This window comes from Neobacillus notoginsengisoli (genome assembly GCF_003515685.1).
Lineage (GTDB): Bacteria > Bacillota > Bacilli > Bacillales > Cytobacillaceae > Bacillus_D > Bacillus_D notoginsengisoli.
The window spans coordinates 38,582-54,479 of the sequence record NZ_QWEG01000018.1 but is presented as its reverse complement, the minus strand read 5'-3'; the positions used below and the strand labels follow the sequence as shown (position 1 = coordinate 54,479).

16 protein-coding genes and 1 pseudogene are annotated in these 15,898 nt (G+C 43.5%); 3 read left to right on the top strand and 14 right to left on the bottom strand.

Translation table 11 applies throughout. The features are described 5' to 3' along the window. Nucleotides 1-11 precede the first annotated feature (11 nt). The 4 genes from D1B31_RS21080 to D1B31_RS21065 all read right to left on the bottom strand — a co-directional run bounded on the left by D1B31_RS21080 (nt 12) and on the right by D1B31_RS21065 (nt 3,514). A complete protein-coding gene (locus D1B31_RS21080; protein WP_118924168.1) occupies nt 12-950 on the bottom strand; it encodes an ABC transporter permease in 939 nt (312 codons plus the stop codon). 24 nt (nt 951-974) lie between these two features. After that, nucleotides 975-2,468, bottom strand: a complete 1,494-nt coding sequence (locus D1B31_RS21075; RefSeq protein WP_118924166.1) for a sugar ABC transporter ATP-binding protein — start codon at nt 2,466-2,468, stop codon at nt 975-977. Between the two features lie 22 nt (nt 2,469-2,490). Next, complete coding sequence (locus D1B31_RS21070) at nt 2,491-3,000, bottom strand: ureidoglycolate lyase (protein WP_118924164.1); 510 nt, start codon at nt 2,998-3,000, stop codon at nt 2,491-2,493. Nucleotides 3,001-3,190: 190 nt separating this feature from the next. Further along, nucleotides 3,191-3,514 (bottom strand): DUF6616 family protein, encoded by a 324-nt coding sequence (locus D1B31_RS21065; protein WP_118924162.1) that lies wholly within the window; start codon nt 3,512-3,514, stop codon nt 3,191-3,193. A 319-nt stretch (nt 3,515-3,833) separates the two neighbouring features. Between D1B31_RS21065 and D1B31_RS21060 the strand changes: the two genes are divergently transcribed. Further along, nucleotides 3,834-4,604 carry a DeoR/GlpR family DNA-binding transcription regulator gene (locus D1B31_RS21060; RefSeq protein ID WP_118924160.1) on the top strand — a complete coding sequence of 257 codons (771 nt, stop codon included), beginning with the start codon at nt 3,834-3,836 and terminating at the stop codon, nt 4,602-4,604. Nucleotides 4,605-5,160: 556 nt separating this feature from the next. On the opposite strand, the gene D1B31_RS21055 is transcribed toward D1B31_RS21060, so the two are convergent. The 4 genes from D1B31_RS21055 to D1B31_RS21040 all read right to left on the bottom strand — a co-directional run bounded on the left by D1B31_RS21055 (nt 5,161) and on the right by D1B31_RS21040 (nt 10,052). Next, nucleotides 5,161-5,412 (bottom strand): hypothetical protein, encoded by a 252-nt coding sequence (locus D1B31_RS21055; RefSeq protein ID WP_118924158.1) that lies wholly within the window; start codon nt 5,410-5,412, stop codon nt 5,161-5,163. A 17-nt stretch (nt 5,413-5,429) separates the two neighbouring features. Then, nucleotides 5,430-6,116, bottom strand: a complete 687-nt coding sequence (locus D1B31_RS21050; protein ID WP_118924200.1) for a conserved phage C-terminal domain-containing protein — start codon at nt 6,114-6,116, stop codon at nt 5,430-5,432. A 374-nt stretch (nt 6,117-6,490) separates the two neighbouring features. Next, on the bottom strand, nt 6,491-9,130 hold the full coding sequence (locus D1B31_RS21045) for a M14 family zinc carboxypeptidase (protein ID WP_118924156.1): 2,640 nt from the start codon (nt 9,128-9,130) through the stop codon (nt 6,491-6,493). A gap of 685 nt (nt 9,131-9,815) precedes the next feature. Then, nucleotides 9,816-10,052, bottom strand: coding sequence for a DUF7686 domain-containing protein (locus D1B31_RS21040; protein WP_158587641.1), 237 nt, complete (start codon nt 10,050-10,052; stop codon nt 9,816-9,818). A 64-nt stretch (nt 10,053-10,116) separates the two neighbouring features. On the opposite strand from D1B31_RS21040, the gene D1B31_RS24490 reads away from it, so the two are divergent. Together D1B31_RS24490 and D1B31_RS24485 are read left to right on the top strand one after the other, a co-directional pair. Next, nucleotides 10,117-10,266, top strand: coding sequence for a hypothetical protein (locus D1B31_RS24490; protein ID WP_158587640.1), 150 nt, complete (start codon nt 10,117-10,119; stop codon nt 10,264-10,266). Continuing rightward, nucleotides 10,257-10,421 carry a hypothetical protein gene (locus tag D1B31_RS24485; RefSeq protein ID WP_158587639.1) on the top strand — a complete coding sequence of 55 codons (165 nt, stop codon included), beginning with the start codon at nt 10,257-10,259 and terminating at the stop codon, nt 10,419-10,421. The genes D1B31_RS24490 and D1B31_RS24485 overlap by 10 nt, the downstream gene beginning before the upstream one ends. A 410-nt stretch (nt 10,422-10,831) precedes the next feature. On the opposite strand, the gene D1B31_RS21035 is transcribed toward D1B31_RS24485, so the two are convergent. The 6 genes and pseudogenes from D1B31_RS21035 to D1B31_RS21005 form a co-directional block, all read right to left on the bottom strand. Next, nucleotides 10,832-11,650: a purine-nucleoside phosphorylase gene (locus tag D1B31_RS21035; RefSeq protein ID WP_118924152.1), complete on the bottom strand. Its 819-nt coding sequence runs from the start codon at nt 11,648-11,650 to the stop codon at nt 10,832-10,834. Nucleotides 11,651-11,740: 90 nt separating this feature from the next. Beyond that, a pseudogene (locus tag D1B31_RS21030) lies at nt 11,741-11,869 on the bottom strand (peptide-methionine (R)-S-oxide reductase); the annotation flags it as partial. 57 nt (nt 11,870-11,926) lie between these two features. After that, nucleotides 11,927-12,997 (bottom strand): LacI family DNA-binding transcriptional regulator, encoded by a 1,071-nt coding sequence (locus tag D1B31_RS21025; protein ID WP_240035374.1) that lies wholly within the window; start codon nt 12,995-12,997, stop codon nt 11,927-11,929. Nucleotides 12,998-13,008: 11 nt separating this feature from the next. Beyond that, a complete protein-coding gene (gene pgmB / locus D1B31_RS21020) occupies nt 13,009-13,689 on the bottom strand; it encodes a beta-phosphoglucomutase (protein ID WP_118924148.1) in 681 nt (226 codons plus the stop codon). A 255-nt stretch (nt 13,690-13,944) separates the two neighbouring features. Continuing rightward, complete coding sequence (locus D1B31_RS21010) at nt 13,945-14,775, bottom strand: carbohydrate ABC transporter permease (protein ID WP_118924144.1); 831 nt, start codon at nt 14,773-14,775, stop codon at nt 13,945-13,947. Further along, nucleotides 14,772-15,653 (bottom strand): carbohydrate ABC transporter permease, encoded by an 882-nt coding sequence (locus D1B31_RS21005; protein ID WP_240035373.1) that lies wholly within the window; start codon nt 15,651-15,653, stop codon nt 14,772-14,774. The genes D1B31_RS21010 and D1B31_RS21005 overlap by 4 nt, the downstream gene beginning before the upstream one ends. Between the last annotated feature and the right edge of the window lie 245 nt (nt 15,654-15,898).

Below are 15,898 nucleotides of genomic sequence, written 5' to 3'. Positions count from 1 at the left end.
TATACCGCCTGTTAAACTTTTTTCTTGGAACCTCTTCTTTTTGTACGCTGTATCATATCAAGATAAACTGCAAACACTAAAACAAATCCCGTTGCGGCTTGCTGAAAGAATGTATTGACATGCAGCAAGGTAAAGCCGTTTTTCAAGACCGTGATGATGAAGGCACCAACGATGGCTCCCCATGCCGTACCGACACCACCCAAGAAGCTGGCACCACCGATGACCGAAGCGGCAATAGAGTCAAGTTCGTATCCCATCGCTGCAGTTGGCTGTGCGGATGTCAACCTTCCCAGGAGCAGCACACCTGCGATTGCTGCCAGGATTCCCGCAAACATATAAACCATTCTTGTCCTTTGTCCTACGTTAATCCCTGCAAGCCTTGTGGCTTCGACGTTACTTCCTAACGCATATACATGTCTTCCAATTAACGTCTTCGATAACATCACTTGAAAAATAATTGCCAGTAAAGCAAAGACGAAAATCGGAACAGGAATAAAACCGATCTTCCCATTTGCAAAAACTGAAATCGACTTTGGCAGTCCCGATACCGGTAGGCCATTTGTAATGATAAGAGCTGAACCCCTCAAAATTTCACCTGTACCCAAGGTAGCGATAAAGGCAGGGATTTTAAACTTTGTTACAAGCGTTCCATTAACATACCCTGCAATTGCCCCTATCAGGATTGCCACAATGAGACATACGATGAGAGGCGTACCGCTTTTTAACATCATAGCTGCGATGACAGATGAAAACGCTAAAATCGAACCTAGGGAAAGGTCGATTCCCCCCGTTACAATAATCATGAGTTGCCCAATGGTTATGACACCGATAACAGCTGTCTGGATAGCCACAGTTGTCAAGTTATTGGTCGTCAAAAAGTATGGACTTGCAAACGAAAGAATTATCATTAAAATGCCCAGAATGATTAATGGGCCATATTTTTTTAACATTCCAAACCAGATCCCCTCGTAGACTTAAATTCTAGTATCTTGTGTGGCCAGTTCCATTATAGTAATTTGATTTGCCTCTTCAATTGGAAGAATACCTGTCAAATGCCCCTCCGACAAAACAGCAACCCGCTCAGACATACCGAGAATCTCAGGAATGTCCGAGGAGACCATAATTACCGCTTTACCAGCTTTCGTTAAGCCATTAATCAAAAGGTAAATTTCCCTTTTGGAATTCACATCGATTCCTCTGGTCGGCTCGTCCAAAATAATGATTTGGGAATTAGTCTGTAGCCACTTTCCAAGAACAACTTTCTGCTGGTTTCCGCCGCTCAACGTGGACACTAACGTATTTTGATTTGGTGCCTTTACCTTCAAACCATCCATTGATTGTTTGGCTAATTCCTCTTCCCTATGATGATCAATAAAGCTATATTTAGTGCTCTTTCTTATGGAGGCCAATGTAATATTCAGGTCAATGGGAAAACTTAAAATCAACCCTGTCTTTTTTCGATCCTCAGTTACATAGGCCATACCATGTTTTACTGCATCTTCCGGGGAATTTATCGTGACTTTTTTATTGTTTATGTAAATATCTCCCGTCATACTTCTATTGCCGCCAAAAATAGCATCCATCAGTTCCGTTCTACCTGCACCCATCAACCCGGCAAATCCTAGCACTTCCCCAGCCCTGACCGAAAAGGATATGTCATGAAGAACACCTGGAATAGAAAGATGTTCAACCCTGAATACTTCTTCGCCTACATCTGATCTAACCTTCGGGTAAAGATCACCTATTTCCCGGCCGACCATTAAGCGGATAAGTTCGTTTGTATCCGTCTCATTTGTATTAAGCGTGCCAACATGGGCACCGTCTCTCATTACAAAAACCCGATCACTGATTTCCATTACCTCCTGGAGCCTATGGGAAATATAAAGAATTGATACGCCTGATGCCTTTAGCTTTTCAATTTGCCTAAATAGCTCCTCTGTTTCCTGATTAGTTATAGCGGCTGTCGGTTCATCCATAATGAGGACTTCTGCATTTGTACTCAAAGCTCTGGCAATTTCCACCATCTGGCTTTGGGCCACGCTTAAATCTTCTACAATGGTTCTTGGATCGATAGTGAGGTTAAGCCTTTTCAAAACATTTTCCGCTTCCTCATACATTTGTTTCCATTTGATGAATCCAGTTTTCGTACTAAACTCTCGACCCAAAAAAATATTTTCAGCAACAGACAGGTGGGGAACTAAATTAAGCTCCTGGTAAATCATATAAATGCCGTATCTTTCAGCATCTTTCGTACTATTAATCTCGATATTTTGCCCCTTAAAAAAAACTTGGCCACTATCCGGCTTTTGTACACCAGCCAAAATCTTCATAAGTGTGGATTTTCCTGCACCATTCTCCCCTAATATAACCAGAACTTCACCCGGCCTGATTTCCATAGAAATGTTGGTTAAAGCTTTTACCCCAGGAAAGGATTTTTCAATATTATGCATCTCGACTTTATTTACCATTTATGAATATCTCCTTTAGGGTCTATTCCACTAATACAGCAACTTCATTTTCATTAAAAGGTATCCACGGCTGCTCATCCTGATCAATAAAGTCCTTCGTAAACTCGATAGCAAAGTAGTAAGTAGCTGTGCCCTCTAATGCAAATGCCGGGGAATGCCAAGTACCTCTATGCATAATAACAGCTTGACCCGCCTTGATTAAAAACGCTTTGGTTGTGTATATATTGGGTTTCTGTGATTCACTACCTAATTTATATGGGATATCAACGAACATGACTAAATCCTCTCTCGCAGCCCACAGCAGTTCCTCTCGGCTTACATGCCTTTCCAATGCCGTTACTTCTTTTGGATATTTTTCTGATATAACCATCCCAATTCCTAACATTGGAGAAGTCGGCTGAAGAAAATCAACCGGCGAATAACATGTCCACCCTTCTCCACTTTTCGTAGGGTTTGAACTGTCGAAATCTAGCACTCTTCCATAAGGCGCAAACCCATTACTTGTTAATGGCTCAATTTTAATCGTTGCCACTTTTCATCCTCCCACAAGAATTAAATTGATATTCGCCTAAAAAACTTTGTGTGTTTTTAAGAATAAATGGTCATAGGTAAAGGTACTTTATTTCTATATATTCCAGCTTTAATTTGACAAATATTCCGACTTAAAAATACCCTTATTCTGCTTAGCTTTTCCTGTAAAAACTGTCTTTGATCTATCGGTGTTATTGAATAATGTCTCCTTTAATTTTTCTGCCGATATAGTGATGCTGAATGTTATAATGATTAATATCTCCGATATCGAGAAGTTTCTCCATGACCTCTTCGATCACATATGTATTTGGCGCTGTCCAAAAAGTAAAATAACGCCACTCACTTGACCAACTGCAATCATAAATACCGGATCTTTTTATACCTTTTGCCTCTGCTTCTTTAAAAATGATTTCTATTTTATCCATGAAATCCGCTCTTTCTTGTTCTGTTGCATTAAACCAACTATCAGTTGCCTTCCAGAAGGCAACAAACCCTACTTCTCTCTCCTGACTCATACTATACTTCCCCCTCAATTGTTACTTTTGTTTTATTGTGTTACTTTATTCTAACATTAACTAAACTATATACCTCCTAGAAAGCGCTGTCAATATTAAATATTCAAAAAATTTAATATCATTTATAATGGTTAAACCTAGACTTTTGTTATAATATTTTATAAAATCATTAATTTAAATTAAATAATTGAAGAAAAGTTTGTTGATTGTTAACAAAAATATAAAAAACTAACACAATCAAACATCTTTTGCTTTACTTATTTTAAAAAGAGGTATACTTTTGAAGTAATGAAAATATTTAGACTGTGAAGGTGGAATCATGTTAAAGCAAGAAAGGATTAATGAAATTTTAAAATTATTACATCAGAACGGGAAGGTCGAGGTGAATAATCTTGTAAGACTTTTTAATGTAACCGAGATGACCATTCGGAGAGATTTGAACGATTTGTTCAAACAGAACCTTGCCGTACGTTCTTATGGAGGTGCAACACTTCCTCCTGACAGAATCCTGACTGAAAAGCCGTTCGAATTAAGGATTAATAAAAATCAAAGGGAAAAAGATGCAATTGCTGAATTAGCCATCCCATTAATAGAGGATGGGATGAAAGTGTTCCTTGATTCCAGCACAACTTGTTATAGCTTGGCAAGGAAGATTACAAATGATCGGAATTTTATTATAATCACAGACACAATCTCTACAGCGATGGAACTAAATACCCGTAATAATATACAAGTCGTTTGTTTAGGAGGAGAACTTCGCAAAAATACCCATTCATGTGTTGGTATGTTTGCGGAACAAATGGTCAATTCAATGCATTTCGATATCTCCTTTATTAGCGTCCCCAACATTACGGTAAATGGGACATTATCATCCTCCAGTATTATGGAGGCATCTCTAAAAAGAACGGTTATAGAGAATTCATCATTGAAGGTCCTTCTTGTGGACAGTTCAAAGGTGGGAGGTTCTGATTTTATTAAAATTGGAGATATTTCTATAGTCGACATCGTCATCACCGACAGCAACATGTCATTAGATTTTATTAACCATTGTAAAAACAAAGGTATTGAGGTGAAAATAGCTGAAATATAATTGTTTGAATGAGGACCAAAATTATTGAATTAATCGGGATTACCTCAAGCGCGGGAAAATAATGATAGACCAAAGACATAGAAACCCTATTCCACAATGACCGTCAAAAGAATCCCCATCATACGAGATAAGTTATAAGATTCCCTCTGTGGCCATATTAATATTTTTTCATTATAATAGTTTACACTTACTAGTCTGTGCCCAATTTCCTTCTTTTCTAGGGTCAAAAGCTTTACTTATAGCCCTATCAAATAATAAGCACTAAGGCCCAACCAACTCACTCAGCTGATTGGGCCTTTTTATTGCAAAACATCCGATTGACTCCTATAAAAACCAGCCTCTACTCACTTACGGAAAACCAATCCGCGAAACGAGAAAGCATGAGTTTGCTGGCTTTGAAGTTAATCGAAGGATACATATGGGGCATATGGGCATATAGGGCGGCTTAATTGTACCAAGAAAATGTAACAGGTTTACGACATGGAACAGGTCAAAATCATACCTATACCTTCCCCTTTGCAGAGCACCTCAACAACTTCAGAAAAACCTTTCTTGCTCAGCTCGGCAAACTTACATATCCCCCAAGCTTACCCGAATACCCATGGACTCTATCCAAATATAATTTACTAATTTCTAGTTTTCTTTCAACCTTCTGCCAACCATTCACCCCCTCTTGCAAAATAAAAACCTTTCGTGTCCCTTCACAACAAAGGATGCCGAAGGCTCCCGCCATCCCAGCGGGCATCCGGTAAATCGTCAATTCATCCGATTCCTTCCGGAATGGGATGATACATTCACAGTGAGGCACTAGAACCGTCCCCTGCCTCACTCATCATCAAAATAGAAGTCCTCTTCCCTCTTCCTCACAGTTTTTTGGTTCAGGTACGATTCAAACTTCGGTCCAAATAGTGTTTCGGGACGCAAGTAGCGGCTCCATTTTGGGTGTTCCAACCATTCATCTGCCTTTTTGTCGATAACTTTCTTGAAGTCAGCCAGCCTAAATCCCTCCATCCACCGGGCACGGATCAGTATCCGCGTCTTTCCCGTCCCGGTCTTATACGTTGAATACGTCTTTTTATTCAAGTACTCCACCACCTCAGCAACCGGAACCTCCTCCACAACTTCGGTTTTCTTCTGTGCTTCAGGCTCGCTCAGGTCCTCCACATCCACCAAAGTAAACTCCTCCTCATCCAGCTCCTTCAGTTTCTCGTAATCAATCGTATACCACTTCGTCTGGTCCATTTTCGACCTGTTGAAATTGCCCGATACGACATAGCCCAGATCCTCGAGCGTTTTAAACACGCGCTTAATCGTACTTTCCGACCAGAAAGGCAGCTGCTCGTTCCATTCCTTGTACGTGTTGTAAATCCAGCTGCGGCCATCAATCAAATGCAGCTCCTTCGTTAGCCAATAATGAATTTGCTGCAGCACAATCGCCTCATTCAAGCCAATCTTCACCGCCAGCGCCGGAGTCACCATAATCGGCCGTTCCCGAATCAACAATTTGCTCATGCAAAAAACCTCCGTTTTCAGAATGGGCAACAATGCGCCATCCCAGTTTTTTGGATTCATCCACTCACCCTCTACATAGGGTTGGAACGGCAAAAAAGACATGGCAATTTGTGAAAGATTTTTGTCAAAACGAAAAACAAACCCGGCTGCGTTAGCAACCGGGTATTATATATCCTGTAGTAATCTATGAAGTACTCTATGGTAACACCAACCCAAACTGGAAGAAATCAAAGTTCCAAATTGGTACAGTAGCAGTGCCTTTATGGCCCAATCACCTTTTCCTTTTGGCAAAATCGGCTCTTGCCACATTGTGCCAAACTAAAACCCTGGGAGTGCCAGGCACCTAAACCTTTCGCATATGCTTTGCGCTAAATTTATTCAACTACATAGCACTCACGGATCTGGGTATCGCCCTTGGTGTCCACATAGACCTGGTTATCGCCGACTTCATAAGTACCCGCCGCGTTGTTGTTAATCCTGATGGTTTCTGTAATTTCATTTACATAGCCATCGGTATAATGTTCGGTAACGGTTATCGTAAGGTCGTTTTGATTGCCCTTGAGCTTCGTTACGAAAGCCGATACTTCTGTCTCTTTTGGCAAACTCTGCAATTCGAAGTCTAATTCAATTTTCGACTGATAGGATGAAATTTTTACATTTTCTTTTGTGACGCTTTTTTTGCCGGGGGCGGAGACGGTAATGGTATATCCTTCGTCAACGATTGGCGTTCCATGTATCAGCGGATTGTCTAACTGCTTGGAAGGCGTGACCGACCAGTCGTATACACCGCCTTTTACTTCGTAAACAGCCGTCTGCTGTTGCCTAAATTCACCGCTTTGAGTTATACGATCCCGCGTTGCCTCCTCATTGAGGCCGGTATTGCCTTCAATAAGCGGACTGACTACTTCCTTCTCCAGTTTAAGAGTAGCTTCCGGGACTAGCCGGCCTGCTTTGTCAGTAATCTTGCCTTTGATGTGCGAAGAAAATTCTGCAGCAAAGGACATATTCTCCATAAAGGCGCCGATATTTCTTTCAAACGTCCATACCATGGACTCCTGGTTAGTCGTAGTGCTTTTAATCGTCAATTTGCCGGAACCTATCCTCTCGTTCAGTTCCCTAACATACGGCTTGGAAGTGCCCGCGACCGGAATCCTTACATCAGCGGGCCGATTGACGTCAGCCGTCGTGCCGTTGCCGAGGTTCGGATTATAATGGCGGTATCCGTAACCATGCGGGAAAGCATTTTCATCAACCATGATGACACCAACCGCACCGAGATTCTGTGCGGCTATGGCTATCGCGGCATTATCATTGTTTGCGTTCGCTCTGGTGGTGACCAGAATTTTACCGTTCAACTCGGCGCCGAGCGCATTGACTTGCTCGACCGTCGTAAAGCGGCTCCTCCCATAACCTCCGTCATACGGCGCATTCAAAAAGACGGGTGGGGCACTGATGTCGGCTGAGGGAGCGCCTGCTCCTGCCGCATTAGCCGCTGTAGGATAAGTCAGCAGGAATTCTCTTGGCTCATCGAAATATTGATCCTTATATGGCGCTACGGCATAATACTGGTCCGCGCCGGTGTATTTCGGCAAAAGGGTCCTGCCGAACTCATACAGGAAACCCAAAGTCCTTAAGGCGCCTAACTTATAATCCAAGCTTTCACCGCTGTAGGCGTACATTCCGTTCGTGAATTCATCGGAATAAAGATTATAGTTGCCCTGCCTGCGCCCTAAATCTTTAACACTAACCGTATCGGTAATTTGAATAGGCAGCTCCCGGGTATCATCATAGCTATAAGTGTTGAGGACGAAGGCCCAAGGGTAGACGACTAGCTGCCCATTCCCATTCGGGAAAGAGTGCCCGCTGAGGGATGAGACAACCATATTAGATCTTAAAACCTCGCTGACGGCCATTATTTCAGGCTCGCTTAAAGGCGCCCCGCCGCGGAAGTTCCCCTGCCCGAAAACGCTTTGCGAACCGTTGATGCTGCCCCAACCGTAAGCATAGTTTCTGTTCAGGTCAACGCCTCCGATTATCGTGCCATCCGGGTTATGTTTTGTTCCCGCATAATTGTTCCTATTGTAGCGCCAGGAGCCCGGGCTATTGCGCATATCCCAATGGACACCGTCAGGATTTGTCATAGGCAAAATCCAGACGGAGGTCGTGTCGAGAAGTTTTGTTACTTCCTCATGCCCCGGTTCACCGTACTTGGTAATGAGATGCCAGCCCAGATTCATAGCAAGCTCACTAGTGTTATATTCTCTAGCATGGTTGCCGGCTTGATGCACCGTGGCGGGCCTTCCATCATTACCACCGGGGTTATTGCTGATTTCCAGCGCGCGAAGGGGCACCCCTTCAAACGAAACGCCATATTCATGCAGTTTAACAAGCTCCGGATACTTCGCGGCCAGATAGTTCATTTCAGCATAGAACTCAGTCACCGTCCGGTAGCCGAGACGGTCCGGAAAGCCCCACCGTGCATTAAACGAGACGCCCTTCGGATCGAACACCGCATCAGGTTCAATGGTGGCGGTGATCGGCAGAGGAAGAGGGGAATTCACAGTAGGGCTAGCGTTTGCCCTTTCCGGAAGGCCCGGAATCGGCTGCCCTTCCGCACTAGCACTCATAACGCTCTTCGCACTCTTACTGCCTTTGGATGATGGTTTCTCAAATATCCATGTCCCGTCATCAACAACCTCATAGGAAATATTGTTGGCTTCAAAATACTCCAACTCATCGTTGTGAATCTGAATTGTCACAGTAAATTCGTCGCCGTCATAGTCATATCCGAAGATGTCAAGATCAAGTTCATCGGCGAACAAAGCTTCCAACGCCTCCGATCCCGTAACCGTTACCTCAACGATCGGAAAAGTCCCCGGCGTTTTAACAAATGGTACTTGCTCTGCAGCAGAATCATTAGCAGTAGCAAACACCGTCGGGAAGGCCAAGCAAATAATCAGTATAGAAGTTAAAAACACTTTTAGCTTTGTGTTTTTACTAGATGCCTTCAACATACTTCACCTCCTGAATGAATGTGACTCTTTTACCCTGTCGCTCTGCATCGACATTTTCAGCCTCATTTACCTCCGCCTAGCGGTTAATGGCTCCATTATTTATGTAGGAGCAACGCATAATACTATCACCCCCTGAGCGACGTATTCCAACAACATCGGGACAGTGTAACGGATCATCTGAACGCCTTGCCAAGCCAACAAATATGGGACCCTTAATGGAATAAGCTTTAAGGGAGGCCACCAATAAGGAGGATGCTAGATCCAAAGCAAAAAAATACCGAGGTCAAAATTTGATACAGAATCATCATTAAGAAACACCACGTGACATCTAATGGTGGGTAATCAAGAGCTGGAGATGTACTTAAACGTGCCCAGAACATAAATATTTCCTTGCCGTTTAATCAACGCCAAGGAACTTCCTTCGATTATTTATCGTTCGGCCTACAGAGTACGCAAAAAGGCAATAGAACCAGATTTGACCTTTGTCTTTAACAAGATGAAAAGGAAAAATACAACTCTAATGCTAGAATGGAAAGAATATAAAAGAGGTAATCCGGATGGTTTATGTTTTCTAAATTTAGTATCCTTATGCTATGAATTTTCATTAATCATCTCAATAACGCTAACCCTGAATCTATTTATCTACAACTAAACCCAAATTCTATAAAAGTTATTGTATATTAGATTAACCTTTAGTAGGATAAGGACAGTATATATTATCGTTTAACTTTTGTAAAGATTCAGATAATTTGTTGTTTTCTGGGGAAACTTCTTGATATTTAAGATCACTCAACGCTTCCAGAAAAATTCCGTTAGGCAGTATTCCTCTCTCAACATAAAACTTCCGGCTAACCCCTTGAAAATCTTTTACAACAAAAGATTCTGGAAGCTGCTCCAAATGGACATCAAGCTCCTCTGTCATGAGCTCATTGAAAATTCTAGTGATGGCCGAGAGCAATTCCGGTCCCTTTTAGCAGGAGGTCAATATGGCTAGAAAGGTTTTCATGTTGTTACCCTGTGCCTTAATGATTCTTCAGGGGTGCAATCGGATGTCCAAAGAGGAAAAGGAAGAAATTATCCAAAATTCAACTGTGGTAGCCAAAGAATATTTTAAAGAGAAGAAGGGATGGAAGTAATTATTAATGATTATGAATTCACCTCCAGAACACAAGGGACAGAAATATTCCTCTATGGCTATGAAAAAGGCAACAAGTCCAATAGGATTTATGCGATGGTTAACTTTGCTGAAAAGAAGTACGAAGTGTCACTAATAGGCTATGACGAGCGATAAATGTGAAGCGCTCAGACGGTTCCAATGCCCAATGCCTTATTCCACCCAAAAAATGAAGTACTGGAAACCCCTTCGACGCCTTGCAGCGTCTTTAATAAAACTTTTTTTATACTAGACATCTAAACGAAAAACCTCTTCAATCCCGCGCGAATCACTGATCGATTCAAAGTGAAGCAACAGAACTGTCCCTTTTTAGCCAATCTGTAAAAAAACTGAAAGGAATCAAAGCTGCAAGTTGGTACAGTGACAGCCCCTTTATGGCCCCGTCACCTTTTCCAATTGGCAAAATCGGCCCATGCCCCATTGTTCCAAAATAGCCGGGCCTCCCCTAATCCTTCGCAGTCTTTTCAGGTGGTACTAAACTAAAAAATGCCCGAAACCCCATATAAGGGTCCGGGCATTCAGCCATATTAAGCTTGTTCAATAACACCTTTCACAAGTTCTACAAAGTTGGCGCGAACCTTTCCGGCAACTTCAATGACTTCATCATGGTTTAGCGGCTGGTCAAGGACGCCTGCAGCCATATTGGTCAGGCAGGAAATGCCAAGCACCTTCATGCCGCCGTGAACCGCAACAACAACCTCCGGAACCGTAGACATTCCGACAGCATCGGCTCCAAGCGTGCGCATCATCCGGATTTCAGCCGGGGTTTCATACATCGGGCCGCTCCACCATGCATACACGCCTTCACGAAGCTCCATACCCTTCTCTTGTGCAACCTTATGGGCAAGCGCACGCAGCTCGCGGTTATAAGCTTGGGTCAAATCCGGGAAGCGGGTTCCGAGCTCATCGTTATTCGGGCCAATCAGCGGATTCGAACCGACCAGGTTAAGATGATCGGTAATCAGCATCAAATCACCAGGCGCATAATTCGTATTCACCGATCCGCAGGCATTCGTAATCAGCAGCGTCTCCACTCCAAGCGCTTTCAAAACGCGGACCGGGAACGTTACCTCACTTAGCGAATACCCTTCATAATAATGGAAACGCCCTTTCATCGCGACAACCGTCTTGCCCTTCAGCTTCCCAACAACAAGCTCATTCGCATGGCCGATTGCCTCAGACTTGGCGAAATACGGAATTTCACTATATGGAATATGTACCGCGTCCTCAATCTCATCTGCCAGCCCGCCAAGACCGGAGCCAAGAATCAGGCCAATTTCCGGACGATGGTTTGTTTTTTCAAAAATCGAATCTCTCGCTTCATTAATCTTTTGCAAAGTATGCATGTTCATTCCTCCTAACTCTATCAACTGTTATAGTATACCCAATTACCTGCACATGAAAAAGAGGGCAAACACCGCCCTCTAAATAAAAAACTATTCGAACAACTTCCTGAACTCGCCGTGACTTTCCTCTTCAAACTGATCCTTGGGCACGAAGCGAAGCGCTGCCGAGTTAATGCAGTAACGCGCATGGTCAGGACCTGGCCCGTCATCAAACAAATTCACTGCCTCCTTCACAAAAAAAAGGGCGCTCCCCCATTAAGGGTAACGCCCACCAACTTATTCACGTTCACCCACACTATCCCTATCAACAAACCTATACTCTATCTGGATGCTCGTTTCTTCAGCGTTGCCATTGATTAAGCGCTGCAGCATAAGTGCCGCTTGCCTGCCCATTTCAAAGAAGTCCTGCTCAATCGTCGTTAATGCCGGCTGAGTGAACTCACTGATCAGCAGCCCATCGAAACCAGTTACCGACACATCTTCAGGAATGCTAAGGCCCGCTTCCTTGACAGCTTTTATGACGCCAAGAGCCATCAGGTCACTGAAGCACAGGAAGGCGGTTGGCTTTCTGTTTTTCAAAAAACCAGCAGTAAGTTCATATGCCTTTTCTTCGGTAAAATCTGCATGTATGATATCTCCTTCACGTAAAACCAGTCCAAATTCCTTCATTGCTTCCCTTACCCCGGCAAGGCGTTCGGTGTTTACCCACGTTTCTTCTTTTCCAGTCACAACAACGATATCCTTATGGTTTCGTTCAAGTAAGTGCCGCGCCATTTCCTTGGTGGCAGCAACGTTATCGGTTGATACACTGCCGATGTATTCGCAGTCCATCGCGATTTTCACGTCGACCAGAACACACGGAAATTCAGAACCAATTAATTCGAGAAAGAAAGGATCATCGGTCCGGACTCCAACAAGAATGGCGCCGCCAATATTCCGTTCCTTGCAAAACGCAGCATAACTTTTACTTTTCTGCTTTTGGGAATCAATCATGTAAATGGCAAGGTCATATTGATTTTGCTCGACCGCTGTATAAACACCCTTAAATAGCTGAAAGGAGTTATTGCTATCCTTTACACCGCTGTCAAGAAAACCAGACGAAATCAGCCCAATTGTATTTGTCTTTTTTGAAGACAGATTCTTGGCAACAAGGTTGGGCGAATAATTCAATTGCTTTGCTACTTCAAGGATTCGCTTCTTTGTTTTTTCACTCACATCCGGGTAGTTGTTGAAAGCTTTGGAAACAATGCTGATCGAAACCCCAGCTTCTCTTGCCACATCTTTAATGGTAGCCAACATCAACCCTTCTTTCATGTACACTTTTTTTAAAAGTATCGGATAACACATGCAGTGTCAATCTATTCTTTTTGCAAAAATTCCCTTTTTATGGATTTCAAATCAAGCTCGGTTGTGCTTTCCAGGACAAGGTCTGCCCCTGCTTCCACCATGACTTCCTTCGTACCGACTCCAACAGCAAACATCCCAGCTTCCTTAATTGCCTGAATTCCCGCAGTCGCGTCCTCAATCCCAATACATTCGGAAGGAGGTACGGAAAGATTTTCAGCCGCGCGCAGGAAAATGTCGGGAGCTGGCTTTCCCTTGGCAACTTCATCCGGATTGATGACAGTTTCGAAGTAGTCCGTAAGTTTCAGATAATCCAAGATGGCCGGTGCATTTTTGCTTGCCGAAGCCAGGCCGATCTTGATGTTGTTATCTTTTAACTGCTCCAGAAACTCTCTTATTCCTGGCAAAATATCATCTGGTTTCATTTGTGTGAGCAATTGGACATAGTTTGTATTTTTCACAGTTGCAAGCTCAATTTTTTCCTCATCGCTGTACTTACCCGCCACCCCGCCATGCTCGAGGATTTTTTCCAGACTCCCCATCCGGCTGATTCCTTTTAATTCTTCATTGAATTCCCGGCTAAAATCAATGCCGATGCTGTTCGCCAGATCCTTCCAGGCAAAATAATGCCATTCCGCGGTATCGACAATAACCCCATCCAGATCAAAAATAACTGCTTTTACCATTTCGCCCATCCTCTATTCAGTATTTTTTTCTCTACTATATAGGTTGAAGTTAATTTTTACACAAAATAGCCAAGGAAGCAGGTTGATTGGAGCGGAAGGCACGAAGACTCCTGCGGGATGCGGCGGCAAGGTGGAGACCCCACAGGCGCCAAGGCGCCGAGGAGGCTCCACTGACGCCCCGCGGAAAGCGAAGTGCCTGGAGCGTAAATCAACAAAGCTTCACCATGAAAAGAAAATTTCTAGTTCAACCTATATAATTGAAGTTTACTTTATCCCAGCGGTCTGGTCATTTGTGGTAATAAAGTATTTGTTCAATACGATGTAAATGATGAAAATTGGGATAATCGACACGATGGCGCCGGCCATGATGACATCCCAGGCGGTTGCGTTTCTGAATGTCTTTGCCAGAGCATTCAATCCCTGGGTGAGCATATATTTATCAGGGCTGGAGATGAACAGAAGTGGCTTCATGAATTCATTCCACACGCCCATGAAAACAAACACTGCCTGAGTTGCGACTGCGGCCTTCGCGTTCGGCAGGACAATCCTGAAAAATGTCCCAATTTTCGAAAGCCCGTCCATCGTTGCAGCTTCTTCAACATCCCTTGGGAAATTGATAAAGAACTGCCTCATCATGAAGATATAGGCAATATTGAACATCATCGTGAAGATAATCGACCAGTGCGTATCGATCAGCCCTAGATTCGTAATGACGATATAGAGCGGAATCATCGTTACCTGGGCAGGGACCATGATCAAGGCAAGCAGGAAACTGAACAGAAGCTTGCGTCCCCGAAAGTCAATCCGCGCTAGCGCATATCCCGCCATTGTATTGACGACAAGGTTAATTAATGTTGTGATAAGCGCAACAACGAGTGAATTCATGACCCACGTTGGAAGCTTGGAACCAAACACTTTTTGATAACCGCTCGTACTCCACTCCTGCGGGAGGAATGTCCCGCCCCCAGCGATTTCTGCAGTCGTCTTAAAGGAAGTCAAGATGCTCCAGGCAAATGGGACTAACGTTAATAAGCAATAAAATATTAACAGTGTGTACACGATAGCTTTCAATCTAGTATTTTTCTTTCCCATCATCCATTCACCTCATCCGCTTTTAATACTTTATTGACAGTGTAAGTTACAAGGAAGATGATGGTTCCCAATACGAATGCCAAGGCAGTTGCCCGGCCCATATCATTACTATTGAACGCCAGCTGATAAATATAAAGCGAGAACGTCAGCGTGGAGTTTTGTGGCCCGCCTGTTCCATTTGACAAAATAAACGCCTGGTCAAAGATTTGGAAACAGCCGACAATTCCCATTGTTAAAACATAAAACGTAATAGGCGCGATTTGAGGAATGGTGACATGGCGGAATTTTTGGATAGAAGAAGCCCCGTCTAAAGAAGCTGCTTCATATAAGCTTTCCGGGATGTCCTGCAAACCAGACAGGAAGACAATCATGAAATGCGGGATGGTTGAGAAAATATTCATAATCATGATGACTGTCAGCGCAAGGCTTGGGTTTGTAATGAAATGCATTTTTACTCCAAAAAGATCATCAATAAGGTTTACAATCAAACCGTTGTTATTGAAAAGCCACATAAAAATGAGTGTCATGGCCGCGGACGACGTTAAAGTAGGGATAAACATAATCGTCAAGAAGGCTCTGCTGAATTTCACTTTCGTATTCAGGAAGGCGGCGAGGATAAGAGCAAGGGTAGTTTGAATCGGAACCACGAATGCTACATATCGGACTGTATTTTTGAACGAGGCCCAGAATTTGGGGTCCTCAAATATTTTTCTAAAGTTATCGAGTCCAATAAACGTCTTGGCACCTGACAAAATATCGACTTTAAAGAACATGAGAAAAAACGCATAAAGAATCGGAATCAATGTAAAGATCGAAATCGCAAGCAATGCAGGTGTCATGAATGTGTATCCCTGCAAATTTTGATGACGCTTTTTGGCCACTTCGTTCACCTCTTATTTCAAGAGAAGTAGAAAGGGGCAGGAAACGGCCCCGCCCCCTTCGAATGTCTCATTTCGTTGCGCAAGCGCTAAACAGGCGCTTTCGCTTTTCCTTGTCTAGCTCCAGCGCCTAGCGCCTAGCAAACTTCAGGCCTCCTCCCTACGATAAGTCATGCACGAACACGCTATCGCTCTTCGTGATTCCTTTATCTCAGTCGAAGCCCCTCCAGTTTGTACGGCGCTGAACA